This window comes from Fictibacillus phosphorivorans (assembly GCF_007673525.1).
In the GTDB taxonomy this organism is placed as follows: Bacteria; Bacillota; Bacilli; order Bacillales; family Fictibacillaceae; genus Fictibacillus; species Fictibacillus phosphorivorans_C.
Genome location: NZ_VDZU01000001.1, coordinates 893788 through 919576 on the forward strand (window position 1 = coordinate 893788; position 25789 = coordinate 919576).

Consider the following 25789-nt stretch of genomic DNA (forward strand, 5'->3'; position numbering starts at 1 on the left):
TTGTCCTATACCTAAAAAGAGAAAGATAGGTAATAAGGCTTGTCTTTTTTGCTTAAAGGATTTAAGGATTAATTACATATAATGTTTTCATGGGGTTGTGAGCGATTCAAAAGTTTTATGAGCGATTCCAGGATTTTGTGAGCGATTCAAAAGTTTTATGAGCGATTCTAGGATTTTGTGAGCGATTCGAGAGTTTTATGAGCGATTCTAGGATTTTGTGAGCGATTCAAAAGTTTTATGAGCGATTCCAGGATTTTGTGAGCGATTCGAAAGTATTATGAGCGATTCCAAGACTATGAGCGATTCGAGAACTTCACGACCTTCTCAGAATCTCAATGTCATTGCAATCTCAAGAGCGTTCCAAGTTTTTAACTCACTAAATATCTACCACAGCTCTTACCGAATTTCTCACAAAACCTCATAATCCTTCTATTTTTAACGAAAATCATTTAAAATGCTTATAACAAGTACTTGCTTGATGTACGGGGGAATTTTTGATGAATGATAGTTTATACATACGTATAGAAGCTGGGGATCCTTATGACACGGGGAGCCTCATGCCATTGAAACCTGAGGGAGAAGCACTTGTATTCGGCCGATCTTCTCAAACGAACGAAACAGATGTGTCATTTATAAGTCCATACGTTTCCCGAAAGCATGCAGAGATTTACATGCAAGACGGGGTATCTTTTATTCGTGATCTAGATTCAAAGCACGGAACGGCGCTCAATAACCAGCTTCTCGAGCCACATATGCCGAAACAGCTTCAATCTGGAGATGTGATCAGCTTGGCAAAGGGAGTTATTCTGTTAACCTACCTGAATACTGAAGCGGATCAATCAGATCTTACGATGGAGTTTACTTCACCTATTCAACCCGCAGAATCACAGATCACGAGTGGGTTGCATATCATTCCTGAACGCCGCCAGATCTCGATAGATGGAGAGCCATTATTTCTGTCAGGAAAACACACCGACCTTCTTGTATTTTTGTATCGAAAAAAGAATCAGGCGGTCAGCAGTGACGAAATAAAGATTCAAATATGGCCGGAGCGAATGGTTGCTGGTTCCAACGACATTCCTGACGTTGGAAACGATGAGATCAATGCACTTGTCTACCGTCTCAGAAAGAAGCTTGGCCCATACGGAGATTCGATCGTTACCGTTCCTCGTTATGGATACATGCTGCAGATTAATTAAATAGGAATACTCCAAAGAGTCTGTTAGAACACAATCGTTCTGATAGACTTTTTTTCTTATAAAAAACCCCGCAAAATTATCAGAACCTTATCATTTCCGTATGAGGAAAGAGTCATGATAAATCCATTTTAGACTAGACAAAAAGAGAGTAAATTAAATAAAAGGAAAAAACTCCTTTTTAGATGTTTCTGATAAATAGGTGTGGTGAAGAAAAAATGAGGGTAGAGGAAACTAGACGGGATCGAAGAGGAAGATCATATCGGTTCCGATTAATCCGGGCATTTATCGTTCTACTATTTACAATTTTGTATATACGAACCTATGACCTTCAGATTACGAATGGAGAAAAGGCTCGTTTGAAATCTGAGACCTATGAAGATGTTGTAATCAAAAAATCCATTTTCAATGATAACTACTACTCGTCAAAAAAAGACACACCACTAGAAACAGACATAAAACATAACAAGTAACAGTAAAATGAAAATGGGGGATGTCCCCATTAATACGAAGAGGGGATGTTTATGATGCAACCACTTAAACAAGAATCTTCGGATGGTGCAGAAAACAAACTGGAGAAATTGAATCCGATCAGCTTTATTGGAAAAGTGAAAGAAACCAATGGCCAAGTATTTACCATCTCTCATAAGAAAACGTTGATGAAAGTAAAACTGGATGCTAAGACAGAGCTGCTCGATGGGGACAAGACGCTAGATATCGCGCCAGACGAAGCCGTGCAGCCAGGAGCTACCGTTCAAGTAGTAGGGATGTTAAACAAAAGACTGAATGTAATAAGAGCGGTTCGCCTCTATATTTTTCATAAAGAATTTGATATCAACTATTCAGGAACAAATTAATGAAGGTTCTGAAAAAAGCTTTGCCTCGTCCCTTCAAGTTATGGTACATTTAGGGTAATGTAACGTGGAACGGTGGAGGTGTAACATACATGCTAACAGCAGCAAAAATCCTTCTTATTTTAGTATCAATCGCATTAATCGTTGTCGTTGTTCTTCAATCAGGTCGTTCGGCAGGATTATCAGGTGCGATTACTGGTGGAGCTGAACAGCTTTTTGGTAAACAAAAAGCACGTGGAATCGACGCATTGCTAAGTAAGTTAACGATCATTCTTGCAGTGTTGTTCTTCATTCTAACGATTTCAGTAGCATACTTTATTCCGATGAACTAAAGAACAGTCAAAAACAACAAGCGGTATTTACTGCTTGTTGTTTTTTTAGTCTGTAGAAACACCGCATAACCTTTATGAGAGTGGTTGTGATATGATTTGATACGAGGATAAAAGGGTAACCTATAGACAAAAAAGGTGGTAGCATGATCGGGTGTCTTTGTTTGCATGGGTTCACAGGCGGACCTTATGAGATCGAGCCAATTACAGAATATCTTGAGAAGCATACAGATTGGTTGTTATCTGTGCCCACTTATCCTGGTCACGGAACTGAGCTCTCATTAAGAGGTAGAACACATACAGAATGGCTTCAAGAAGCTGAAAATGCCTATTTGGAGCTACGAGAAAAAGTTGAACAAATCTATATAGTCGGCTTTTCAATGGGTGGAATGATCGCGGGGTATCTCGCTTCAAAGTACGGGTGTGACAAATTAATTCTGTTGAACGCAAGTGCCTACTATCTTAACCCCGCACAGATGATTAAAGATATAGCCAATATGATGGTCTCTGGTCTGAACGGTCAACTAAGAGATCATGAATTATATAAAAGGTATCGAAAAAAGTTCCTTGATACACCTTTCAGTGCGACAAGAGAGTTTCAGAAGCTAGTAAGGATGATCAAACCTGAATTCTCACAAGTCTCCGCACCAACTTTGATCGTTCAAGGAGAATGTGATGGCCTTGTTCCGAGAAGAAGTGCAGAATATCTGTACAAAGCGATAGCAGCATCTAACAAACGTCTTTGTTATTTTAAAGAATCAAAGCACATGATCTGTCATGATGTAGAGAAAGATGACTTAATTCAAGAAGTATATCAATTTTTAACGAATGAATAGGAGAGGTACAACATGAAAATCGCAGCACCAAAACCGTTCTTCTTTGAAGGAGGAAAACGGGCAGTCTTAATGCTTCATGGGTTCACGGGCAGTTCAGCCGATGTACGAATGATGGGGAGATTTCTGCAGAAGAAGGGCTATACATGTCACGCTCCTCAGTATAAAGGGCATGCCGTTCCCCCTGAAGAACTAGTACACACAGGACCCAAAGACTGGTGGGAAGATGTGATTGGCGGCTACAATCATCTTAAAGAAAAAGGCTACGACGAGATTGCTGTTTGCGGTCTTTCCTTAGGTGGCGTATTCTCTTTAAAACTTGCTACTGAACATCCTGTGAAAGCAGTTATTCCGATGTGCGCACCCATGTCTATCAAGAGTGAAGAAGTGATGTATAAAGGGGTTTGTGCGTACGCTGAAGAATATAAAAAGCGTGAACAGAAATCAGCAGAACAGATTCAAGAAGAGATGGAAGAATTCAAAAAAACACCGATGAATACGTTAAAAGCACTTCAAGATCTAATTCAAAGTGTAAGAAATTCAGTAGATCTCGTATACGCACCTACGTTTGTTGTGCAGGCTAGAAATGATGAAATGATAAACACGGAATCTGCAAATATTATCTATGATGAAGTAGAGAGTGAAACGAAAGATTTAAAGTGGTATGAAAACTCATCACACGTTATTACATTAGACAAGGAAAAAGAACAGCTGCATGAAGATGTTTATGCTTTCTTAGAAGACCTTGATTGGTCAGAATAGAACCTTTTTTCCTTAAAAAGGAGGTCAGTTTTTGGATAAACTGCAAATACTCCAGCTCATGAAAGATTCGGAAAAACCGATGACAGTCACAGAGATTGAAGAAGCTCTTCAACTTCCTGACGCTGAAGCTTTCAAGAAACTGGTTTTAACACTTAATGAATTAGAAGATGAAGGATCTGTCGTTCGAACACGTACAAACCGTTATGGATTACCTGAAAAGATGAGCCTGATCAAAGGACGCGTTCAGGGACACGCAAAAGGTTTTGCGTTTCTTATCCCAGAAGACTCTGAACAAAAAGATGTGTATATCTCACAATCTGATATGAATGGTGCGATGAGTGGAGACACGGTGCTCGTGCGCTTAAACCAAACATCTTCAGGATCACGTCCTGAAGGTACGATCATTCGTATTTTGGAACGAGGCGTTACAGAGGTCGTCGGAACGTTCCAGGAGAGCCGTAAATTTGGTTTTGTTGTAGCTGATGATAAACGGATCCCGAATGACATCTTTATCCCTGCAGACGGCGTTAACGGCGCTGTAGAAGGACATAAGGTTCTTGTTAAGATCACAAAATACCCTGAAGGCAGAAACAGTGCCGAAGGGGAGATCATTCACATCATCGGACATAAGAACGATCCAGGTGTAGATATCATCTCTGTTATCTTCAAACATGGACTGCCAAGAGAGTTTCCGGTTGAAGCACTTGAGCAAGCTCATAATACGCCAGATGAGATCGACCCGAAAGATATTGAAGGACGTCGCGATCTTCGTAACGAAACCATCGTAACTATTGATGGAGCGGACGCGAAAGACTTGGATGATGCGGTTCATGTGATCAAGCTGCCTAACGGTCATTACAAGCTTGGCGTACATATCGCAGATGTTACGCACTATGTAACTGAAGATTCTCCGATCGATAAAGAAGCGCAAGAGCGCGGTACGAGTGTGTACTTAGTCGATCGTGTAATCCCAATGATTCCACATCGTCTATCAAACGGGATCTGTTCCTTAAATCCGAAAGTAGACCGCTTGACGATCTCTTGTGAGATGGAGATCAACCATGATGGAGAAGTCATTAAACATGAAATCTTCCCGAGTGTGATCAAAACAACAGAGCGAATGACGTACACAGATGTTCGTAAAATCTTACAGGATGAAGATGAGGCGGTTAACAAGAAATACGAATCACTCATCCCTTTCTTTCAGTTAATGGGAGAGCTTGCTGAAATTCTTCGCAAAAAACGTTTTGCCCGTGGTGCGATTGACTTTGATTTTTCTGAAGCAAAAGTACTCGTAGACGAAAACAGCGATCCACAAGATGTTGTTCTTCGTGAGAGATCGGTTGCAGAAAAACTGATTGAAGAATTTATGCTATGTGCCAATGAGACCGTTGCACAGCATTTCCATGAACTCGAGCTTCCGTTCATGTACCGAATTCATGAAGATCCAGATGAAGGCAAACTAGAGCGATTCTTAGAGTTCATCGGCATGTTTGGTTATGCGTTAAAAGGGACTGCAAGCGACATTCACCCGCGCAGCCTTCAACAGCTTTTGGAGACCGTAAAAGGCGAGCCAGAGGAAATGGTAATCAGTAAAATCATGCTTCGTTCCATGAAGCAAGCGAAGTACGATCATATGTCACTTGGTCACTACGGATTGGCGACAGAGTTCTATACGCATTTCACGTCACCGATTCGTCGTTATCCAGACTTAATCGTACATCGCCTCATCCGTACGTATCTATTTAAAAAAGACACAGGACCAAAAACAGTCAGTCATTGGAAAGCAGAACTTCCTGCGATCGCTAAGCATTCATCCGCGATGGAACGCCGTGCTGTTGATGCGGAACGTGAAACAGATGAGCTTAAAAAATCACAGTTCATGCTCGATAAGATCGGGGAAGAGTTTGATGGCGTGATCAGCTCTGTTACAAACTTTGGATTGTTCGTTGAACTTCCAAATACGATTGAAGGTCTCGTACATGTTAGCTACCTAACAGACGATTACTACCGATTCGATGAGAAGTTTATGGCGATGATCGGTGAGCGGACAGGTAACGTATTCCGAATCGGTGATGAGATTTCCATTCGAGTTGCGAACGTGAATGTAGATGAGCGAGCGATCGATTTCGAAATCGTCGGAATGAAGGGGACACCTCGTAAACGCTTCAAAGATCGCCAAAAAGTGATCGATATTGGGGATACACCAAAACGCGGACGAGGAAGAAGAAGCAAGAATCGCACAAGTGAATCTGAGCGTTCAAGCGGTCCTCAAGATTCAAAGAAAGGGAAGAAGAAGCCTTTCTATAAACCAGTTGCTAAGAAAAAAGGCAAGAAAAAGAAGAAATAAGAAAGCATGTTAGTCAAGGTTCATCCTCGGTGGTGAACCTTGACGTTATTTGACCATATTGCTATAATTAAACTTCACTTGCTGTGGGGAGGATTGAGTTTTACATGCCAAAAGGAGAAGGGAAAGTAGTCGCACAGAATAAGAAAGCGCGGCACGATTACCACGTCGAAGAAACATTTGAAGCAGGAATTGTCCTTCAGGGTACGGAGATCAAATCCATTCGCGCAGGCAGGGCAAATTTAAAAGATTCCTTCGCACGTGTGCAAAACGGCGAGTTGTTCCTACACAACATGCACATCAGCACGTATGAGCAAGGAAACCGGTACAACCATGATCCACTTCGTACGCGTAAGCTGCTTTTGCACCGCAAAGAAATCAACAAGCTATTAGGTGCAACAAAAGAACAAGGATACTCTATCGTTCCTTTGAAAATGTATTTAAAGAATGGTTTTGCGAAGCTTTTGATCGGACTTGCTAAAGGGAAAAAGCATTACGATAAGCGTGATGATCTGAAGAAGAAGGATGCGAAGCGAGAGATCGAACGTGCATTCAGAGATCGCCAAAAAGCTTAATTGGTTCCTTTTACAGGATGTTACAATTGAGACGATGAAGCAAAAATGTTATACTGAGTAGACAAGTGAATAGAAGCGATTGAGCTTTTATCTCTTTCCGAGGTTCGGCAGAATTAAGTTTCTGCTTACCATTTTATAATGGGGACGTTACGGATTCGACAGGGGTAGTTTGAGCTTAAGTTGCGAGTCGAGGGGGTCGGCCTCGTTAAAACGCCACAGCCAATAACTGGCAAACAAAACAACAACTTAGCTTTAGCTGCGTAATAGCACTTTAGCTGTTCCTCCCTCCATCGCCCATGTGGTAGGGTAAGGGACTCACTCTTAGTGGGCTACGCCGGTTGTCCTCAGCCTGAGGACGAAGGAAGAGAATAATCAGGCTAGCGGTCCAGGCGCCTGTCGGCTGGCAGACGGATCCGCGAAACGCGAATAAACCGACTACACTCGTAGAAGCTTAAGTGCCAATATCTTTGGACGTGGGTTCGATTAATATTTAGTCGCCTTATGTGGTAACACATAAGTGATAATTCGGCTTTATCGGTGAAACCTAACCAACATTTATCGTTGCAAGGCAATGCCGAGCGGTATGTGGAGCAATTCAACAGCCGTGTATCGACTTATAGGCTGCCATTCTGGTAGTACTAAGATACGAAATTCTGCTTGGTCTCAAGTAAATTTATGTTTCGTATAATACGCCGAAGGACCTGGAATTTTCAGGTTCAAGATATAGTCAGTGCCATGACGAAAGCATGGAATAACATGTCCCACCGTCTCCACCATACATAGGTGGATAACAGATCAGCAGTTTATGCTGGTCTTTTTTGTTATAATTCAAAAAATCTCTTCTCAAATAATAACTTCTGATTCAATAACTCAGGTGTATATTTACCATTTCGAGAGGTAACGTTATTATATTCTTTAAGAATGAAAAGAGCTCTTTTCCTCTTCTTATGAATTCTTAAAAAAGGTACTATCTGATTCAAGAGATAAAAAACAATGTCTTTCTTTTTGATAGTCAAAGTAAATGACTTCTTATGCATTACAGGATAGTAATTCTTTTTACAAACTAATATACCTCCAGTGTGTGATTGAACATATTGTAATAGCTCCAAGTCGGTCGATGCAATTGAGATACAGGGTCTTCTAAATTCGTTTTTATGCATTCTTGTCAGCATGATACTCCCTTCTCCGTCAATAACCCCTGCTATATATGAGGCTTCCCATTTTTTCATAATATTCACCTTTTTCCTTTTATTGTATCACGAAAATCGAACAAACGTTCCCTTTTTAGTTAATAAAAGTTTTGGTAATAAATATTTATATTTTCCCCATCCTATAAAATAGGAAGGTGAAAAACATGGACTTATTAAAAGAGTTAACCGAAACGAATGGAGCTCCTGGTTTTGAAAAAGCGATTCGAGAGATTATGAAACGCGAGATCAGCAAAACAGGTGCTACGCTTATGAACGATCACATCGGTAGTGTATTTGGTGAAAGACACGGATCTACGAAAAACGGTCCTAAAATACTTCTTGCAGGTCACATGGACGAAGTCGGTTTCATGGTCAGTGAGGTCACAGAGCAAGGTTATTTGCGCTTCGTTCCATTAGGAGGCTGGTGGTCACAAGTTCTTCTCGCGCAACGTGTACACGTTCAGACGAAAAGTAAAACGTTCACTGGGGTCGTTGGATCAAAAGCGCCTCATATCTTAACGCCGGATGAACGAAACCGGGTTTATCCGATGAAAGAGATGTTTATTGATATTGGTGCGAAGGATAAGGACCAAGTGAAGGAGTGGGGGATTAGAGTAGGAGATCCGATCCTTCCGATATGCCCATTTGAACTGATGCCTGACGGTGACACGATACTTGCAAAAGCACTAGACAATCGAGCAGGATGTTATACAGCGCTTCAGGTTCTAGAGCAGCTTCAAAACGACACTCATCCGAACACTGTGTATTGTGGTGCGACTGTTCAAGAAGAAGTAGGACTAAGGGGCGCGATTACGGCACCTGCAATCATGGAGCCGGATATGGCGATTGCACTGGATGTAGGAGTTGCAGAAGATGGTCCTGGTGGGAATGCGAACAAGGCGAAGCTCGGAAAAGGGCCGCTGATTACATTCCTTGACTCATCCATGATCCCACATACCGGTTTTCGCGACTTAATCATAGAAGTGGCAGAGAAACATAACATACCTTATCAAGTAGACGTGATGCTTGGTGGAGGAACAGATGCAGGTAAGTTTCATCTTTTCAAAAAGGGAATCCCAAGTCTTGTAGTGGGAGTGGCAGCTCGCTACATTCATAGCCACACGTCCATGATCAGTAAAAGCGATTTAGAAAATAGCGCAAAGCTTCTAGTAGAGCTCGTAAAGGTTCTAGATAAAGAAAAGCTACATTCGCTTTTGGATTACTAAAAACTACCTCAAAAACCTCGTTGGATTTCATTCCGACGGGGTTTCTCACTTTATCGCAATATGTTACAGTGTTATAAAAAGTTTTACATCATTCTTTGCTAATCATCGAAAAACGTCTATTATATAGAGATGAGAGTATAAGTTGTTAAAGGAGATCAGTAATTTTTATGGACATCCTATTGTTGTTAAAAGCCCTTATTCTAGGGTTAGTAGAAGGTTTGACGGAGTTTGCTCCTGTTTCATCTACGGGACATATGATTCTTGTTGATGACATGTGGTTAAAATCACAAGACTTTTTAGGTAAATATCCAGCGAATACTTTTAAAGTTGTGATCCAGCTTGGTTCGATCTTAGCGGTAGTCGTTGTTTTCAGACAGCGATTCATCGATATGCTGGGACTTAGCCGAAACAAAGCAACAAATGAAATTACGGGGAGCCGTTTAAAATTAACTCAAGTCATCGTAGGTCTCTTACCGGCAGGCGTTCTTGGCTTGTTGTTCGAAGATTATATTGATGAGTACCTTTTCACTACGAACACGGTTCTTATTGGACTCGCAATTGGTGCGTTCCTTATGATTTTTGCCGATCGATTTGCTGCTAAAAATCAAAATCCTGTTATTGATACAGTAGATAAGATTACGTACAAGCAAGCTTTCTCTATCGGATTGATTCAGTGTTTATCCCTGTGGCCAGGATTTTCACGTTCTGGTGCTACGATTTCAGGTGGTGTCCTTCTAGGGCTTAGCCACCGTGCTGCAGCTGATTTTACATTCATTATGGCTGTTCCGATCATGGCAGGTGCGAGTGGTATCTCCCTATTAAAGAACTTAGAGTATTTTAGTATGGATGCTATGCCGTTCTTTATTGTTGGATTTATCAGTGCATTTGTATTCGCTATGTTATCGATTCGCTTCTTCTTAAACATTATCGAAAAAGTTAAGCTAACACCTTTTGCGATCTATCGTCTTGTGCTAGTAGCTGTTATCTTTTTTGTGATCATGTAAAGTGAATTTAACCCTGAACGTTCGGCAGAATTAGTGCCAATGAGTTCAGGGTTTTCTTTATGCTTTTAGCATTTAGCAGGATGATAGTCCCGTTGTTGAAAGACAAAATCACGCAATTTTTCACATTCTAAATTTGGAATATTTAGTCTATTCACCACTTCTTTCTTAAGCTTGACTCCTTTAATGTAGGAACTATTAAGATGGAGGTGGCTATAGGGATATGAACAAATTTGCATCAAAAATTGTATTGAATACACTTGCACTTTCGTTAGCAGGTGGAGGAATTGCTTTAGCTTGTGAGAATGGGCAAAAAAGCTACATTGAAGCTGGTGAATCTACGTTTGGTGGAATTCCAAAAGTAGAAGGATCAAAGAACTTTGAGCACCTTAAAGAGGTGGCAGCTGTTCCCCTAAAAGATTTAAAAGGAAAACCTGCTACAACTGCAGACGTATATGCGTACAAAGGATATGCATATCTTGGTACACACCGTGGTCAGATGACAAATGAGGGAGTAAGGATTTTTGATATGAAGGATCCTGCAAATCCTAAAGAAGTTGCCGTTCTTGCGAATGATATTCCTGGCACATGGCAGGAAAAAGTAATCGTTCAATCTGTAAGTACTCCGTCATTTAAAGGTGATTTAGCTGCTGTAAGTGTTCAGCGCGTAGATAAAGAACGTTATGGTTATGAAGGGGAGACTTCTGAGAATGGTGGGGTTGTGCTTTACGATGTGACCAACCCTAAAGAGCCGAAAAAGCTAGGATTTTGGAAAACGCCTTCTGATCTTCCTACCGGGACGCATGAACATTGGTTAACAGAACAGAACAACAAAGTCTTACTTTTAGCAACGAATTATCAAGCTCATCGTTATAAGGAAGATGGGGTTGATGTACATGACTTTTCAATCGTTGATGTGACTAACCCAAGTAAACCGAAAGAACTCTCAAACTGGGATCCAACTGAAGTAGGCGGTAGTTTTAATGGTGATTATCAATATGAAGATGAGACAGGTGCACAGCGTACGGCATTTTTACATAGTGTCATCACGGATGAGACAGGTAAATATGCATATCTCTCTTATTGGGATCTTGGTACGATAATCTTAAATATTGAAGATCCTGCAAATCCTAAATTTGTAGGGAGAACAAAATTTGAACGTGATGTTCAAGGGGCTGCACATTCAGCTGCACTAGCTCATGGCGGAAATATTTTGATTGAAACGAGAGAAGTTTTTAATCCGGATCCTCATGACCCGGGTTTTGAAAGAGGTTGGGGATATGTTCGTGTGTATGATATAAAGGATAAGAGCAACCCTGTTCTGTTAAGTACGTTCAGAACGCTAAACTCGATGGTTCAGATTAAAGCAGGAGAGCGCAAACCTGGAACATATACGGTTCATGATCCAAAAGTAAGAGGAAATACACTCTATCTCTCTCATTATTCTGATGGTATCCGTATGGTTGACCTTACGAATCCAGCAACTCCAGTTGAAGTAGGTTCATACGTGTCAGATAAGGCTAACGTATGGGGTGTATTCGTAGATCGAAACTATATTTTAGCATCCGATATGGGACAAGGATTAAAAGTTTTGCAGAAGAAAGCGGATCCGAATATAAAAAAGATGAACTTACAATCTTTTCTTATTAGATAAGATAAGACCACAAAACAAACCCCACTAAGTGCTGACTTAGTGGGGTTCTACTATTTTTAATATTGCTCCATTCTGCTATACCAATCGTCGTATTCACGTTCAGCTTCTTCACGTTTTCTTCCGTGTCTTTCTTGAATCTTTCCGATCATCTTTTCACGGTCACCCTGTGCTTGATCGTAATCATCATCTGTCAGGTTGCCCCATTGTTTCTTCGCTTCACCTTTAAACTGTTTCCACTTGCCTTCCATTGTATCGTTTTTCATGTTGAATCATCCTCCTTTTAATATTTGTTGGAATATGAATCTTCATAACGATGTGCATTTGTAGAACGGTACGTACGGAATGTATCATTAACTTGTCTATGTCGGCTTACTTCATTCGTGTCGACGAGAACGAGAATGTCCCCGGCTTCGACTGATTGTTCGTATTCTTTTGCTTCATTTTCAGGAATTCCTAATCCAACAAGAGCTCCGACAATTCCACCTGCTCCAGCACCTACAGCTGCTCCACCAAGTGCTGCAGCAATGGGTCCAGCTGCTACGATCGGCCCGATTCCTGGAATAGCAAGTGCACCTGCACCTAATAATAGCCCGCCAAGTCCTCCAAGAATACCACCTGTAGCCATACCTGTGGCAGCCCCTTCAGGAGCTTTTGAGCCGGTTTCTTCTTGAATGTGTTTAACTTCTTTTTTGTCTTTTGCGATCACTGAGATTTCATTGTCACCATAACCTTCTTCTCTCAGTTTTTTAATGGCATCGATCGCATCATCTTCTGAACGGAAAACGCCAACTACTTTACCATGAGTATCCATCGATTTCCTCCTTTTGTAGAAGATTAGTACGTAGTTTGTGTTCCCACTGACTATTGAGATGAAACATGAACTTGCAGGTTCGACAAAAGTATACATAAAAGATGCAACGCAACATTTGGAAGCATTTAACACCAAAACACGTATTGTGCTTGTTTACAATTTATGGTCTGATGTCTATATAAAGGAAAATGATTATTGAAATGTGAATGGGGATTGAAATGGATATTTTTATTGGCAGACAACCGATCCTAGACAAAGATGAGAACGTTGTTGCTTATGAACTTTTATATAGAAACAGTGAGAACAATAGATATGATGGGTTGGATCATGATAGTGCAACGATTGATGTTATGGTGAACAGTTTTGCTGGAATCGGGATTAAAGAAGTCGGAGAACGCAAGAAATGTTTTATCAACTTTACGGAGAATCTGTTGTTAAATCGGATTCCAACGTATATTTCACCTCAATATATCGTTGTCGAGATCTTAGAGGATGTCCGTTTAACGGACGAAGTGCTTGAGGTCTGTAAAGAGTTGAAAAATAAAGGATATATTATTGCACTCGATGATGTATCGGTAAACCGCAACTTGAATAGAGTGCTTCCTTATATCGATATTATTAAAGTAGATTATTTGTTAATGGACGTCCAAGAAATGAAGAGCATGATTGAAACGTACCGCGAGCAGATTACATTTCTAGCAGAAAAGATTGAAACGCGTGAGCAATTCGAAGAAGCTAAAGAGCTTGGATTTGAGTACTTTCAAGGCTATTTCTTTAGCAGACCCGTCATATTGCAAGGAAAGGATATCGCTCCTATTCCAACGAACTATCTTTTGCTATTGGAAAAGTTGAATGGTTCGGATCCAGATATTCATGAGATCAGCAGTTTGATCCAACGTGATCTCTCACTTTCTTATAAGCTTTTAAAAGTGATGAATTCTGGTACTTACTTTTTTAAAAGTAAGATCACAACGATCAAACAAGCTGTTGTCTTAGTTGGACTATATGAAATTAAAAAGCTTGTCATGATCTTGATGATGTCGAGCTTGAACAGAGTTGATAATGGATTAGAAATCGTAAAAATGAGTCTTACGCGCGCATTCTTTTTTGAACGCATCGCCAAAGTTGTAGGTGTATCCAAAAATCATCTCTACATGTTCGGAATGTTTTCTCTTATCGACACTTTGCTCAGTAAAGACATGAAAGATGTGATAGCTGATCTCCCGATAACGAATGAACTGGCTGAAGCTCTTTTAGGCAACAAGGATTCCTATAATCTTGCATTAAATATTGTACAAGGTTTGGAGAGAGGTTCATGGCTGGAAATACAGTCGATATGCAGCACGATGAATTTGACAGAAGCTGAGCTCTATACGCATTACCGAGCAAGTACATTATCTGCTGATCAATTTGTAAAAGCGGATACAGGAGTGAGAGTCTAGTATTGTTAGAAGACAAGAACCTCAGATTGGGGTTCTTTTTTATTTTGATAATCTCCAAGAAAGTAAAGAATGAGACTTTGGAGTAAAATACAAACATGTATAGGAGGAGGTAGGCGATGAAATTAAGCATACTCGATCAATCCCCAATCTCATCCGGTAAACGTGCACAAGATGCTCTTCAAGCTTCTATGCAACTGGCAGTAGAGGGAGAAAAGCTTGGCTATACACGTTATTGGATCGCGGAACATCATAACTTTAGCGGCTTATCTTGTTCAGCACCAGAAGTGATGCTGAGCTATATTGGAGCAAACACAAATAAGATGCGTCTCGGCGCAGGAGCTGTGCTTTTACCGCATTATAAACCATACAGAGTTGTGGAAACGTATAACATGCTAGCTACACTTTTTCCGGATAGAATTGATCTAGGGATCGGTCGTGCCCCTGGAGGATCGGCAGAAGCTTCGATCGCTCTCTCGGGCAATTATCTGGAGAATGTTCGAAAAGTTCCTGAATTGACTAAACAACTACTGCATTTTCTGCGTAATGATTTTCCAGAAGACGATATGTTTTCTAAAATTCAGCCGTCTCCAGTCCCTGATATAACACCCGTTCCATGGATTCTTGGAACAAGCCAAAGAAGTGCGGATCTAGCTTCTGAATATGGAACAGCTTATGCGTTCGGTCATTTTATGAGTGAGAAATTAGGACCCGAGATTGTAGCCTCTTATCAAAAAACGTTTATACCTAGTATCTCATTAAAAAAAGCGAATACGATTGTTGCTGTGTCTGTGATTTGTGCAGAGACAACAGAACAGGCTGAGGAACTCGCATTACCAGGTATTCTTTGGAGAAAACAGAATGCTTCTGGCGAAGGAAATGGCGTTCCGACTATAGATGAGGCACATCGTTCTTTTTCAAGAGAAGAACGGAAACGATTCATATCTGAAGCGAAAAGAAAAATGATTATCGGCAACCCGCAAGAGGTAAAGAAAGAACTATATAGACTTCAAGAAACGTATAATGCAGATGAAATAATGATTGTGACGATTACTCACTCTTATGAGGACCGAATAAAGTCATACGAATTAATAGCTAACCATGTCCTATCCATAACGGACTAAGCAGTATTTTTTATTTAAGAAAGCAAACTTGTTATACTAGTAGCGAATTATTAAAATATAGTAGCTAATTTTTTGTTGCTTTAAATAAGGAGGACGTTACGATGTCCAATAAAAAAAGTTTGAGTGATGTAAAATGGTCAGTTCTTGACCTTGCGCCGGTCGTTGAAAGCGGAACGGTAACAGAATCGTTTCAAAATACGTTAGATCTCGCTCAGCATGCTGAAAAATGGGGATACAACCGTTATTGGTTAGCTGAACATCATAACATGCCTGGGATCGCGAGCTCTGCCACTTCTGTAGTGATCGGACATGTGGCAGGAGGTACTTCTAAAATTCGGGTCGGCTCAGGCGGGATCATGCTTCCAAATCACGCCCCACTCGTGATTGCTGAACAATTCGGTACACTTGATGCACTGTATCCCGGTAGAATCGACCTTGGACTCGGCCGAGCACCAGGAACGGACCAGGTAACAGCACAAGCACTTCGCCGTGATCTCGGCAACATGGGTGATGATTTTCCGTATCAGTTAGATGAGCTGCGTACGTATCTGGATCCAGACCGAGCAGACTCACCGATGAAAGTTAGAGCGGTTCCTGGAGAAGGACAAGATATTCCGATCTGGCTCTTAGGTTCAAGCGGATTTAGTGCACGGTTGGCAGGTAGAGAAGGACTGCCGTTTGCATTTGCGAGTCATTTTTCGCCAGATAATACGATTCCTGCTCTAGAGTTATACCGTAATACGTTCACCCCATCAGAAGTACTTGAGCAGCCGTATGCGATGGTTGGAGCGAACGTGGTAATCGCAGATACAGATGAGGAAGCAGCACGAATCGCTACTTCTCTTCAGCAGCAGTTCGTCAACTTAGTGCGAGGAAACCCAACAAAGTTGAAACCACCTGTTGCGAGCATGGACGGCATCTGGAGTCCGTATGAAAAAGCGGCACTCGATCAGCAGTTACGCACATCCTTCATCGGTAGTCCTGAAACAGTCAAAGCCAAGCTCCAAGCGTTCTTAGACGAAACACAGGCAGACGAAATCATCGTAAATGGCCAGATCTATGACCATGATGCAAGATTGCGTTCATTCCAGTTGTTATCTGAAATCGTAAAATAGAATGTGTGGTGATCAGCGTACTCCCTAGTGGAGTGCGCTTTTTTGTTGGGGTATTTGAGTTACTGAGTTTGTCGAAGTTTGTAGACTCGCGGATAACTTTATGATTGAGAAGCAAAACTCGTGGATAAAACCGTAAAACTTTTGGATTAAGAGAGAAGACTGATGGATTGAGACTTTATAATACCTAGCTGGGTATATATCGCTTGCAGATTTGAAACATACAAAATGTGGTTTACCGCCTGCCATGCGGAAAGCGAGCAGCCTGAAACGGATATCAACTACGTTCAAAACAGCTTTCTAATAAAAGAGAGAACATTTGTTTGCATTTTTAAAGGAGTTTTCCATCCCAATATCGAAATTAGTACCTTGAAAAACAAACTTGGAGGTATGAACGATGGACAAATCGCTACAGCTTCACCAATTCAACGGTTGGGCTAATAAGAGAGTCTTTGACACACTAAAAGAACTCCCAACCGCAATGTACAGAAAAGAGGTAGAAAGTGTTTTTCCTACAATCGCCGATGTTCTCGTACACATGTATCAAGTCGAGTTTGTATGGCTACAGGTACTAAAAGGGGAGACTTTCGAAGATATTTTTAACTCTATTAAACAGCTACACGAAGAATTAAATGAGGCTGATCTACAAAACATGCATAAGAAGTTCCAAATCATGTCTGAAGAGTACGAGAATTTCATCAGAGAAAATGAAGATTTATCTGCTGATATCACCGTTCATCATCCACACTTCGGAACACTTCAATCAACCTATGATGATCTTATTCAGCACATCGTGAACCATGGCACGTATCATCGAGGTCATCTATCTGCGATCGTCAATCAGCTGGGCTATAAAGGTGCATCGATCGATTATATTTTTTATCTTTATTCACTTCAAGAAAAAAAGCAAACTTCATAAGATTGGTGAAAAAGGCATATCTAAAGAGATATGTCTTTTTTGTTACGTTTAAACAGATCTCTGCAAAAGTTATTGCAGAGTGATTGACAAGCTGCTTGTCCACCATGTAATCTAAGTTTGGGAATATATAGTTCAATGATTGAACAGTTAAAAAAATGAACCAACAGGAGGATATGCATGTCACAACTATCCATTAAAGAACTTGTTGATCGTTATATCGATCTCACATTTGCGGTTCATAAAAAAGGGGAGTCCCTTGTAAAAGAACAGCTGCAGAGTGAACTTTCAAATGATCAATTTTATACATTGAAATATATCTACAAGACAGACAACTGTACGTCAACAGAGCTAGCGAAAGTATTTGATGTAAAAAAAAGCGCGATTACGGCTGTGATCACAAAATTGTGGGATCAAGACTTGATCGAGAGAACGAGAGATCAAAATGATCGCCGCGTCGTTTATCTCACATTAACGGAAGCGGGACTCGAGCTCTACAAGAAAACTGAAGAAAGAATCTATAACTTGGTAGAATCTATCATTACTCAGTTTGAAGAACAGGAGATCAAACAGTTTATTGACACGTACGAAAAGATCAACAACATCTTAACAACACTTCAGGAAAAACAATAGGCAGGGGGAAAAATCGTGCGGTTTATTTTAAGACAAAAATGGCTAGTGCTTGTTGCATGGATCGCTGTCGTTGCCGTTCTTATGTTATCGGCCCCAAATATGGCAGAACTGGTACGAGAAAAAGGACAAGTCGATGTACCAGATGGCTATTCATCATCATTAGCTTCTGATATTATGAGCGACGTCCAGGAACAAGAAGGCGGGGGAGATGAGTCTTCGGTAGCACTGGTCTTTACAGATGAAAAAGGACTTAGTGCAGCAGATAAAAAAGAAGTTGAGCGAGCGATCCGTCAACTTGAAAAGAATAAAGAAGAGCTAGGAATCACGGAGATTCTAACACATTTCAACGAAAAAAGTCTTGAGAAACAGTTAGTATCAAAAGATGGAAACTCTATCTTAACGTCTATAAAAGTTGCTTGGAACGATCGAGAGCCAAGTGAAGTGAATGAAGCCCTATATAAAACGATCCAAGACAATAAAGTAGAACATTATTACACAAGTAACTGGATGATCAATGAAGATCTTGTCAAGAGTTCTGAAGAAGGACTTAAAAAGACAGAAGGCATTACGGTAGTATTCATTCTAGGCGTGTTGCTTTTAGTATTCAGATCGGTTGTTGCGCCACTTATTCCATTGCTAACCGTTGGTGTGACATATCTCGCTTCACAATCAATCGTGGCGATGTTAGTCGATTCGTTCGATTTTCCGATCTCTAACTATACACAGATCTTTTTGGTCGCTGTATTGTTTGGAATAGGGACAGATTATTGTATTCTTTTGCTAAGTCGATATAAAGAAGAATTAACGCTCACAGAAAGTAAAACAGAAGCGATCATCGCAACGTATCGTCAGGCTGGCCGTACCGTTTTCTTTAGCGGTTTGGCGGTCATGATCGGTTTTGCTGCGATCGGTTTTTCTCAGTTCATTCTCTATCAATCAGCAGCAGCTGTCGCGGTTGGTGTAGGTATACTTTTAGTCGCTCTATTCACGATTGTTCCTTTCTTCATGATGGTCTTAGGTCAGAAGATCTTTTGGCCATCTAAGAAAAAAGCAGAGCATGGTGAGAGCAAGCTTTGGGCGATTGCTGGGAACTTTTCGCTAAAACGTCCGTTGTTGTCGCTCATACTCGTTGCGGTCATTTGCGTACCGTTTCTTGTAACATATGATGGAAAATTATCCTTTAACTCTTTAGAAGAGATCTCAGGGGATGTTTCTTCGATCCAAGCGTTTAATGTGATTGAGAAAAGCTTTGGAGCGGGAGAGTCGATGCCAACCAACATCGTTATAAAAAATGACGAAAGAATGGACTCGACTTCATACATGGAGCTTGCTGAAAAGATCAGTCAGGAACTCGAAAAAGTTAACCATGTTGATGCGGTAAGATCTGTTTCTAGACCTACAGGCGAACCTGTTGAAGATTTCTTCGTCTACAAGCAGGCAGAAAGCTTAGGGGATGGCCTTGGTGATGGAAAAGAAGGGATCAATAAAATCAGCAGCGGTCTTATGGAAGCGAGCGGAGAGTTATCGAAATCTGAACCGCAGCTGACTGGTGCCACAGACGGCATTCAGCAGCTTATCGACGGCACGAGTGCTACTCAATCTGGATTGACTGAAATTCAAAGAAATCTGGTGAAGATAGAAGATGGCATCCGAAAAGGAACGATGGGAGCAGCTGACGCACAAAAGGGATTACAACAGATAAAATCTAAGCAACAAGAGCTGCTTTCTGGTTATCAGAAGATTCAGCAGGGTTATGAACAAGCGGGGTCAAATCTATCAACGATTCAATCAAATTACGTAAAACTAGGGCAAGGGTTAGGAAGCTTGAATACTGCATTGGCGTCCATTACAGATCAAGACTTTCAAGTATTAGAAGACCGTTATGAAATTCAGGATAACGATGCTGAGTATCAGAAGATAAAGAACACAGTGAAAGCTACTCAAAATCAATTGCCTGTTATCAAAGGTCAACTAGACCAATTAAACGGTGGGTTAAATCAAGTTTCATCAGGCGTTCAACAAGCCAACGGGAAATTTCAAGAGATAAACGGCTACCAACAAGGTATAATCGGTGGACTTCAGCAAGTAATCGATGGTACGAATCAACTTCAGTCAGGTCTCGGTCAACTTGCTGACGGCCAAGGTCAGATCGTTGATAATGTGCCTAAGCTAACAAACGGTTTAAACGGTATCAATAATGGCCAACAGGAACTGTTAAAAGGATTTGAAGATCTTGGTGGTCAGTTCAGTCAGTTAACGACTGGTCTGGATCAGAGTGCTGATGGGTTGAATCAAGTGTCAGATGGCCTCGGTTCTGCTCAAGATTATTTGAACAATCTAGCCGAAACAAAGGATAAGAGTGCTTTTTATATGCCAGAAGAAGTTCTTCAAAGTAAGGATTTCGAACAGGCACTGGATGCGTATCTATCAGAAGATCGAAAAACGATGACGATGGATGTTGTGTTTGGAATAAACCCTTATTCTAACGAGTCTATAGATGAAGTAGATGAGATAAAAGAAGCAATCAATCGAGTGACGAAAGGAACTGAATTAGAGAACGCAAAAGTGGCTGTGGGAGGAATCACTAGCTCCAATGCTGACTTACAGACTGTTTCTAGCAATGATTTCTCAAGAACTGTTCTGCTTATGTTAGTAGGAATCTCAATCATTCTCGTATTCTTGTTCCGTTCTTTGATCATGCCGGTCTACTTGATTGGTTCACTCATTTTAACTTATTACACGTCAATGGGAATCAATGAATTCATCTATGTAAACCTATTAGGATACACAGGAATCAGCTGGGCTGTTCCGTTCTTTGGATTCGTAATCCTCGTCGCGCTAGGCGTTGATTACAGCATCTTCTTGATGGATCGATTTAACGAGTACAAAGATCTTACGGTTGCCGATGCGATGCTTCTGGCTATGAAAAAGATGGGAACGGTTATCATTTCGGCAGTTATCATATTAGGTGGGACGTTTGCTGCAATGATGCCTTCGGGAATGCTTTCGTTATTGCAGATCGCGTCTATCATCTTAGTAGGATTGCTTTTATACGCATTTGTCGTTCTGCCATTGCTCATCCCGGTTCTCGTTAAGAACTTTGGAGAAGCAAACTGGTGGCCGTATAAACGAAGCTAAGCTATAAAAAAGATGGTTTTAAAGTGCTGTAAGTATAGACACTTTAAACCATCTTTTTTTTCTATAGAATGTGGGTGCTTTGAAAGTATTTGATTTCCGTTACAGATGCTCGCTTTCCGCGGGGCAGGCGGAGAGCCACATTCGTACGTTCCACGTATAAGTGTCTCACCTGCCCACCTGTCCCGCAGGAGTCTCGCACCTTACACTACAATCAAATATCAAAGAAGGAAATAAAAAGACTTAATAGCAACAATCTTTTAGAGAACATCCAATTAAAAGATTTAAACGAGTAAATTAATAAATAAACAGTCTCTTATATACTTTAGATGACTACAATTATTCAGAAGTCTTACTTTCTTTTTGAATCTTTTGCTTCAATTCCTCGATGTATTTCTTTTTTGCTTTTTCACTTTCTAGGCTGCCAGGCTTCTTTTGTTGCAGATATTTTTGAAGAGCATTGTTGATTTCTTCTGTTGTGGCATCCTCAGGAATCTCGCCTTTGTTTTTAAGCATCTGTATTATTTTTTCATCGTTTGCAATCATGGCAGTCACCTCGTTTTGTTCTGCAGATTTAGAATCAGAGGAATCTTTCTGATCAGATTCTGCCTTTTCTTCTGATTCCTTTTTCCCAGGAAGATTATCGTTTTCTTGTGTGCTGCAGCTCATAAGAAAAATCAGTGTAGAAACCGTTAAAAATACGCGTACAAACTTTTTCATCTCATACCCTCCTTATTAACAGTTTACCCTAGGAAAATAAAACCCAACTGCATGTATACAGTTGGGTTTATGAATGAATGTTTATTTCTTGCGAGAAATCTTGATCTTCGCTACAGAATTATCTTTACTCTTTCCTTCTACTGAGAACTTTAGGCCGTATTGTGGAACGTTACGTCCAGCGTCTAGAAGTCCAGGATTAGAGTAGTCATCTTTATCATTGAATACGGAGTTTGGATGGATCGCGTTATCTGCAAGCGATGTTCCATTGATTGATTTGTAATCTAGGAACATTGGCTTTCCTTTATCCGTGTTGAACGCAGCATCGTGGATCAGGTAGCGAGTTGAAGCCACTTTTCCATCGCTCCATTTAAGAGTTTCTTGGTTTGCATCGACTACGCCTAAGAAACCATCTCCAGGGTGGATGCCTGTCCAGTTGTCAGAGTAGCTGTTGTCTACGTACCAAACAACAAGTCCGCCATCATAAGACATTAAGCTCTTACCACGTGCGATGTGAGCCAAACCTTCATCGACACCTTGGTGATTTCTCCATTCTAATAAGTAGTAATGATCAGAATAGAATTTACCTTGGTTCTTTGTGAAGCCTTCTTGTTTGAATGTAGATGTCCCTTCAGCGTTATCAAACAATACTTCAGTTCCATCAACGTTTACAGAAATGTCATCTACAAAGAATCCAGGCATTGTTGCTGCTACATCCGTCCAATAGTTGAATTTCAGGTCGATTTTCTTACCAGCATAAGCAGATAGGTTGAACGCTCCGTTCACCCATTCACCGTTCGTGCTTCCTGTAATACCATGGCCAGGGTTCTGCTCGTTTGGATTCGTATCCGTGGTCAGGTTACCTTTAACAGTCACCCAATCCTTTGCTCCTTCTTCTTTCACTTTGATAGAAGCATAATCCCAATCTTTTTCAATGTCATACCATGTTTTAAAGTTTAGTGTAGCTGTTGAAGCTTTTGTAAGATCAAGAGATGTAACTAATGAGTTGTCTAGGTCATCTCCGCTGCCACTGAAATATTGATTCGCACCGCTATACGGCTTGTTAACGACTGTTTCTTTTTGTGGAAGATCAACGCGAACGGCATCATTGTTCGTACCTTTCGTGTTTGCCTGATCAAGAAGAACGTCGATTCCTTTACGGTCGATCTCTTCGTAAACGAACGTTTCTCCACTTAACCAATTACCACCGATATACGATTGTAAGAATTCTTTAGACCAAGCACTAAATCCAGTTGGCTCAGTACCAGGAACTTTACCAGCCCAGCTTCCGCTAGACATGATCGACCAGTATGCAACAGGCTCACCTTGGCCAGTGTACTGTGTATCGTACTCATCCGGAAGCTCCAGATCGTGACCATATTCATGAGCGAAAACGCCAGCTGCTCCATCAGCAGGTTGAACCGTATAATCATAAGCACCCATCATACCGTTCCAATAATCAACTTCAGACTCTGAGCCTGCGATTGGGAAAGGTGAACCAAGGTTCCAACGGTGGCTCCAAATTGCGTCACCAGCAAGTGCACCTCCGCCAGCTTCTTCACCAACGCTTGAGTGAACGATCATAAGGTGGTCTACTAAACCATCAGCTTCACGTGTATTGCCATCTCCATCTAAGTCGTAGCGATCTTCTTGGTCATAGTCTCCTAGGTTAATGTTAGGATCTTTTGCAGCCGCTTCTAGCGCTTCTTTTACTAGAGAACGAGCGTCCTTGTCATTACCATCTGGAGTAGGTACGTTTCCTCCATAATAAGCTGCTGGATGTTTAGCTTTATACCAACCTCCAACACTACCTGTTACAGAATAACTTCCACCAGATTGCTGTTCATAATATTGTTTCATGGAGATTAACTTTTCCCCGTTCGGCCCTTTATAACCTTTATTTCCAAAGACTAAGTCTTCATAGTGTTTCTTAGGATATTCTTCATAAAACATATCAGTTTCATCTGCTTTAATGTTTGTAGCAGGGTAGTCTGGGAACTCTATCATAAGAACAAGAACGTTATCAACGCGCTTTTGTCCTTTCCACTTTTCTTCTTTTACGTTTTTAATCTTATCTTCTTTTTTACCGTCTTTTTTAAGTCCTTCTTTTTTGTGCTTACTTCTAATTTCTTTACGTTTTTCACTATGTTCGTCTTCTAGTGCACCTTCAGAGAATTTAGAAGCGTTCTCTTGTTTTTTGTGTAAGAATTGCTGTAATTTTTTCTGTGCATCTGCTTCAGATGCGTTTTTACTGATTTCGCCTTGTTTTTTCAACATTTCGATCAACTTTTCATCATTGGCGATTCCTAAATCAAAAGGACCGCCTCCGTGCTTATGACCTTTATGATCGTCGTGTTGATGTGTTGCTTTCACATCAGATGAAACATTTGCTGGTGCAGCACTAACACTTGAAAAAGCAGAGCAGCTTAACATTGTAGCGAGTGCAGCAGATACCCATTTCCCTTTTTTCACCAAGATTCCCCCTAAATCGTAGTAGTTACCGAAAACCGACATATATTGTCGGATAATTCCGTGTATTCAAAATGTTACCACGATAATCCATCTACTAGAATAGGAGATAACTCCCGTGTTTTTTATGTATAATAGGGAGTATTTACTATTTAAAGAACTATTTTCAAACACTTTTAATTTGAAAAAATGGTGAAGAATGTTTTAATTTAGGAGTTTTCATATAGTTCTTTAGACACAGAAGAACAACATCCCTCATACAAGAACTGTCTTAGATCATTTTTATCTAAGTTTTAATTGATCTTTTAGTCAACGCACTATAAATGTTTGACTGAAATGTTTATTTCATTTTACTTAGGGTAAATAAAGGGGTGGACCATCAAGGGATTGAGACAGAATGATTTATAGAAATGAAAGGTTGGTCATTTACTTTGTCTATTCATCTAAATTCAGCACTTAAAAATAAATCGGTTAAAAACTTTGACGAAGCAACTGCAAACATTCTTCATTTTATGAGCAAACTTATCAACATCAATACGTTGTTTATTGCCAAGAATGACAAACAAGTAAATGAGATCAAAAAAGCTGTAAATAAGAATACGGTATTGATTCAAGAAGGTGAAACAATGCCCTTTCAAGAAACGTTCTGTAAAGTGAGCGTAGATAAAGGCAATGATATTCTTCTTATTGAGGATATTACGCAAAATGAACGGACGAAGCATCTGAATGTGACAGCGGATTTAGGCGGGGGAAGTTTTATTGCGATTCCGATCTATTATGAAGATGGTGAAAATTACGGGACTATCTGTGGTCTTGATACGAAAACATTTGAGTTTACCGATCAGCATGTCGAGCTTTTCCAGACGATGTCTTCGTTGTTGACTTACGTTTTAGAGCTTGATAAGGCGAATAAAGAGATAGAAGAAATTTCAGTGCCGATTGTTCCTTTAACAAAAGGTGTTGCGATCCTTCCGATCATTGGCCATATTAATGAATATCGAGCAGAACTCATCATTCAAAGCACACTTGAAAGCAGCATGAATTTAGAACTCGAACACATGATAATCGATCTATCTGGAGTTAGCAGAATCAATAACTCTGTTAGTGAATATCTGTTGAACATCGTGAAGTTGTTAAGGTTAATAGGAGTCACTCCAATTCTTACAGGGTTCAGACCCGATCTTGCCATAACCACTTTATATGTTGATGTGGATTTCAAAGGGATCATGATCACGAACAATTTAGAGAGCGCACTGACTCAAATCGGATTCAGCCTAAACAAAAACGAAAATAATCATTCAAGATCACAGAGTGTTATGTGATCTTTTCTTTTTTTAATCATTTGTTATTGAGAATTGATTACCTTATAAAGGCTTGCTTCCTAGAAGTATTAAATAAAACAGTAGTCATAATATTCTTTTTTTTATATAATTAAAATAATATAAACTTATCAGTCGTTTTTATGT

Annotated in this window: 22 protein-coding genes and 1 other RNA gene; 18 read left to right on the forward strand and 5 right to left on the reverse strand. The window is 40.4% G+C overall.

Annotation, left to right across the window (positions count from 1 at the left end):
- The first annotated feature begins 497 nt into the window (after positions 1-497).
- From FS458_RS04235 to ssrA, 8 genes are all read left to right on the forward strand, one after another.
- A complete protein-coding gene (locus FS458_RS04235) occupies positions 498-1199 on the forward strand; it encodes an FHA domain-containing protein (protein ID WP_144698117.1) in 702 nt (233 codons plus the stop codon).
- Between the two features lie 521 nt (positions 1200-1720).
- Positions 1721-2053, forward strand: coding sequence for a hypothetical protein (locus FS458_RS04240; protein WP_144698119.1), 333 nt, complete (start codon positions 1721-1723; stop codon positions 2051-2053).
- Between the two features lie 89 nt (positions 2054-2142).
- Positions 2143-2382: a preprotein translocase subunit SecG gene (secG, locus tag FS458_RS04245; protein ID WP_144698121.1), complete on the forward strand. Its 240-nt coding sequence runs from the start codon at positions 2143-2145 to the stop codon at positions 2380-2382.
- Between the two features lie 143 nt (positions 2383-2525).
- Positions 2526-3215 (forward strand): alpha/beta hydrolase, encoded by a 690-nt coding sequence (locus tag FS458_RS04250; protein WP_144698123.1) that lies wholly within the window; start codon positions 2526-2528, stop codon positions 3213-3215.
- Positions 3216-3227: 12 nt separating this feature from the next.
- Positions 3228-3974: an alpha/beta hydrolase gene (locus FS458_RS04255; RefSeq protein WP_144698125.1), complete on the forward strand. Its 747-nt coding sequence runs from the start codon at positions 3228-3230 to the stop codon at positions 3972-3974.
- Between the two features lie 58 nt (positions 3975-4032).
- Positions 4033-6324 carry a ribonuclease R gene (gene rnr / locus FS458_RS04260; protein ID WP_144703279.1) on the forward strand — a complete coding sequence of 764 codons (2292 nt, stop codon included), beginning with the start codon at positions 4033-4035 and terminating at the stop codon, positions 6322-6324.
- Positions 6325-6428: 104 nt separating this feature from the next.
- On the forward strand, positions 6429-6896 hold the full coding sequence (gene smpB, locus FS458_RS04265; protein WP_066239234.1) for an SsrA-binding protein SmpB: 468 nt from the start codon (positions 6429-6431) through the stop codon (positions 6894-6896).
- 148 nt (positions 6897-7044) lie between these two features.
- Positions 7045-7382, forward strand: a transfer-messenger RNA (tmRNA) gene (gene ssrA / locus FS458_RS04270).
- A 335-nt stretch (positions 7383-7717) separates the two neighbouring features.
- On the opposite strand, the gene FS458_RS04275 is transcribed toward ssrA, so the two are convergent.
- A complete protein-coding gene (locus FS458_RS04275) occupies positions 7718-8125 on the reverse strand; it encodes an LAGLIDADG family homing endonuclease (protein WP_144698127.1) in 408 nt (135 codons plus the stop codon).
- Between the two features lie 125 nt (positions 8126-8250).
- Here FS458_RS04275 and FS458_RS04280 point away from each other — a divergent pair, with 125 nt between their 5' ends.
- From FS458_RS04280 to FS458_RS04290, 3 genes are all read left to right on the forward strand, one after another.
- A complete protein-coding gene (locus FS458_RS04280; protein WP_144698129.1) occupies positions 8251-9312 on the forward strand; it encodes a M42 family metallopeptidase in 1062 nt (353 codons plus the stop codon).
- 167 nt (positions 9313-9479) lie between these two features.
- Entirely contained in the window at positions 9480-10316 is an 837-nt protein-coding gene (locus FS458_RS04285; protein ID WP_144698131.1) for an undecaprenyl-diphosphate phosphatase, read from the forward strand.
- Positions 10317-10536: 220 nt separating this feature from the next.
- On the forward strand, positions 10537-11967 hold the full coding sequence (locus FS458_RS04290) for an LVIVD repeat-containing protein (RefSeq protein WP_144698133.1): 1431 nt from the start codon (positions 10537-10539) through the stop codon (positions 11965-11967).
- Between the two features lie 56 nt (positions 11968-12023).
- Here FS458_RS04290 and FS458_RS04295 read toward each other — a convergent pair whose 3' ends face one another.
- Together FS458_RS04295 and FS458_RS04300 are read right to left on the reverse strand one after the other, a co-directional pair.
- Positions 12024-12230 carry a CsbD family protein gene (locus tag FS458_RS04295; protein ID WP_144698135.1) on the reverse strand — a complete coding sequence of 69 codons (207 nt, stop codon included), beginning with the start codon at positions 12228-12230 and terminating at the stop codon, positions 12024-12026.
- Between the two features lie 17 nt (positions 12231-12247).
- Positions 12248-12778, reverse strand: coding sequence for a general stress protein (locus FS458_RS04300; protein WP_144698137.1), 531 nt, complete (start codon positions 12776-12778; stop codon positions 12248-12250).
- A gap of 218 nt (positions 12779-12996) precedes the next feature.
- On the opposite strand from FS458_RS04300, the gene FS458_RS04305 reads away from it, so the two are divergent.
- The 6 genes from FS458_RS04305 to FS458_RS04330 all read left to right on the forward strand — a co-directional run bounded on the left by FS458_RS04305 (position 12997) and on the right by FS458_RS04330 (position 21140).
- A complete protein-coding gene (locus tag FS458_RS04305) occupies positions 12997-14220 on the forward strand; it encodes an EAL and HDOD domain-containing protein (protein ID WP_186320440.1) in 1224 nt (407 codons plus the stop codon).
- A 116-nt stretch (positions 14221-14336) separates the two neighbouring features.
- A complete protein-coding gene (locus FS458_RS04310; RefSeq protein ID WP_144698142.1) occupies positions 14337-15341 on the forward strand; it encodes an LLM class flavin-dependent oxidoreductase in 1005 nt (334 codons plus the stop codon).
- Between the two features lie 101 nt (positions 15342-15442).
- Positions 15443-16456 (forward strand): LLM class flavin-dependent oxidoreductase, encoded by a 1014-nt coding sequence (locus FS458_RS04315; RefSeq protein WP_144698144.1) that lies wholly within the window; start codon positions 15443-15445, stop codon positions 16454-16456.
- Between the two features lie 394 nt (positions 16457-16850).
- Positions 16851-17372 (forward strand): DinB family protein, encoded by a 522-nt coding sequence (locus tag FS458_RS04320; RefSeq protein WP_144698146.1) that lies wholly within the window; start codon positions 16851-16853, stop codon positions 17370-17372.
- A 177-nt stretch (positions 17373-17549) separates the two neighbouring features.
- Entirely contained in the window at positions 17550-18002 is a 453-nt protein-coding gene (locus tag FS458_RS04325; protein ID WP_144698148.1) for a MarR family winged helix-turn-helix transcriptional regulator, read from the forward strand.
- A 15-nt stretch (positions 18003-18017) separates the two neighbouring features.
- Positions 18018-21140: an MMPL family transporter gene (locus FS458_RS04330; RefSeq protein ID WP_144698150.1), complete on the forward strand. Its 3123-nt coding sequence runs from the start codon at positions 18018-18020 to the stop codon at positions 21138-21140.
- A gap of 336 nt (positions 21141-21476) precedes the next feature.
- Here the strand turns inward: FS458_RS04330 and FS458_RS04335 are convergent, their stop codons facing one another.
- Both FS458_RS04335 and FS458_RS04340 read right to left on the reverse strand, forming a co-directional pair.
- A complete protein-coding gene (locus tag FS458_RS04335) occupies positions 21477-21857 on the reverse strand; it encodes a hypothetical protein (protein ID WP_144698152.1) in 381 nt (126 codons plus the stop codon).
- 81 nt (positions 21858-21938) lie between these two features.
- Positions 21939-24326, reverse strand: a complete 2388-nt coding sequence (locus FS458_RS04340) for an immune inhibitor A domain-containing protein (protein ID WP_144698154.1) — start codon at positions 24324-24326, stop codon at positions 21939-21941.
- Between the two features lie 407 nt (positions 24327-24733).
- On the opposite strand from FS458_RS04340, the gene FS458_RS04345 reads away from it, so the two are divergent.
- Positions 24734-25645, forward strand: a complete 912-nt coding sequence (locus FS458_RS04345) for an STAS domain-containing protein (RefSeq protein ID WP_144698156.1) — start codon at positions 24734-24736, stop codon at positions 25643-25645.
- The last annotated feature ends 144 nt before the right edge of the window (positions 25646-25789 follow it).

Coding starts and splice junctions, on each gene's coding strand:
- FS458_RS04235 (WP_144698117.1), top strand. CDS start 498: ATGAATGATAGTTTATACATACGTATAGAAGCTGGGGATCCTTATGAC.
- FS458_RS04290 (WP_144698133.1), top strand. CDS start 10,537: ATGAACAAATTTGCATCAAAAATTGTATTGAATACACTTGCACTTTCG.
- FS458_RS04315 (WP_144698144.1), top strand. CDS start 15,443: ATGTCCAATAAAAAAAGTTTGAGTGATGTAAAATGGTCAGTTCTTGAC.
- FS458_RS04250 (WP_144698123.1), top strand. CDS start 2,526: ATGATCGGGTGTCTTTGTTTGCATGGGTTCACAGGCGGACCTTATGAG.
- FS458_RS04240 (WP_144698119.1), top strand. CDS start 1,721: ATGATGCAACCACTTAAACAAGAATCTTCGGATGGTGCAGAAAACAAA.
- FS458_RS04320 (WP_144698146.1), top strand. CDS start 16,851: ATGGACAAATCGCTACAGCTTCACCAATTCAACGGTTGGGCTAATAAG.
- rnr (WP_144703279.1), top strand. CDS start 4,033: ATGAAAGATTCGGAAAAACCGATGACAGTCACAGAGATTGAAGAAGCT.
- FS458_RS04310 (WP_144698142.1), top strand. CDS start 14,337: ATGAAATTAAGCATACTCGATCAATCCCCAATCTCATCCGGTAAACGT.
- FS458_RS04295 (WP_144698135.1), bottom strand. CDS start 12,230: ATGAAAAACGATACAATGGAAGGCAAGTGGAAACAGTTTAAAGGTGAA.
- FS458_RS04300 (WP_144698137.1), bottom strand. CDS start 12,778: ATGGATACTCATGGTAAAGTAGTTGGCGTTTTCCGTTCAGAAGATGAT.
- FS458_RS04285 (WP_144698131.1), top strand. CDS start 9,480: ATGGACATCCTATTGTTGTTAAAAGCCCTTATTCTAGGGTTAGTAGAA.
- FS458_RS04345 (WP_144698156.1), top strand. CDS start 24,734: ATGAAAGGTTGGTCATTTACTTTGTCTATTCATCTAAATTCAGCACTT.
- FS458_RS04280 (WP_144698129.1), top strand. CDS start 8,251: ATGGACTTATTAAAAGAGTTAACCGAAACGAATGGAGCTCCTGGTTTT.
- secG (WP_144698121.1), top strand. CDS start 2,143: ATGCTAACAGCAGCAAAAATCCTTCTTATTTTAGTATCAATCGCATTA.
- FS458_RS04275 (WP_144698127.1), bottom strand. CDS start 8,125: ATGAAAAAATGGGAAGCCTCATATATAGCAGGGGTTATTGACGGAGAA.
- FS458_RS04335 (WP_144698152.1), bottom strand. CDS start 21,857: ATGAAAAAGTTTGTACGCGTATTTTTAACGGTTTCTACACTGATTTTT.
- smpB (WP_066239234.1), top strand. CDS start 6,429: ATGCCAAAAGGAGAAGGGAAAGTAGTCGCACAGAATAAGAAAGCGCGG.
- FS458_RS04255 (WP_144698125.1), top strand. CDS start 3,228: ATGAAAATCGCAGCACCAAAACCGTTCTTCTTTGAAGGAGGAAAACGG.
- FS458_RS04325 (WP_144698148.1), top strand. CDS start 17,550: ATGTCACAACTATCCATTAAAGAACTTGTTGATCGTTATATCGATCTC.
- FS458_RS04305 (WP_186320440.1), top strand. CDS start 12,997: ATGGATATTTTTATTGGCAGACAACCGATCCTAGACAAAGATGAGAAC.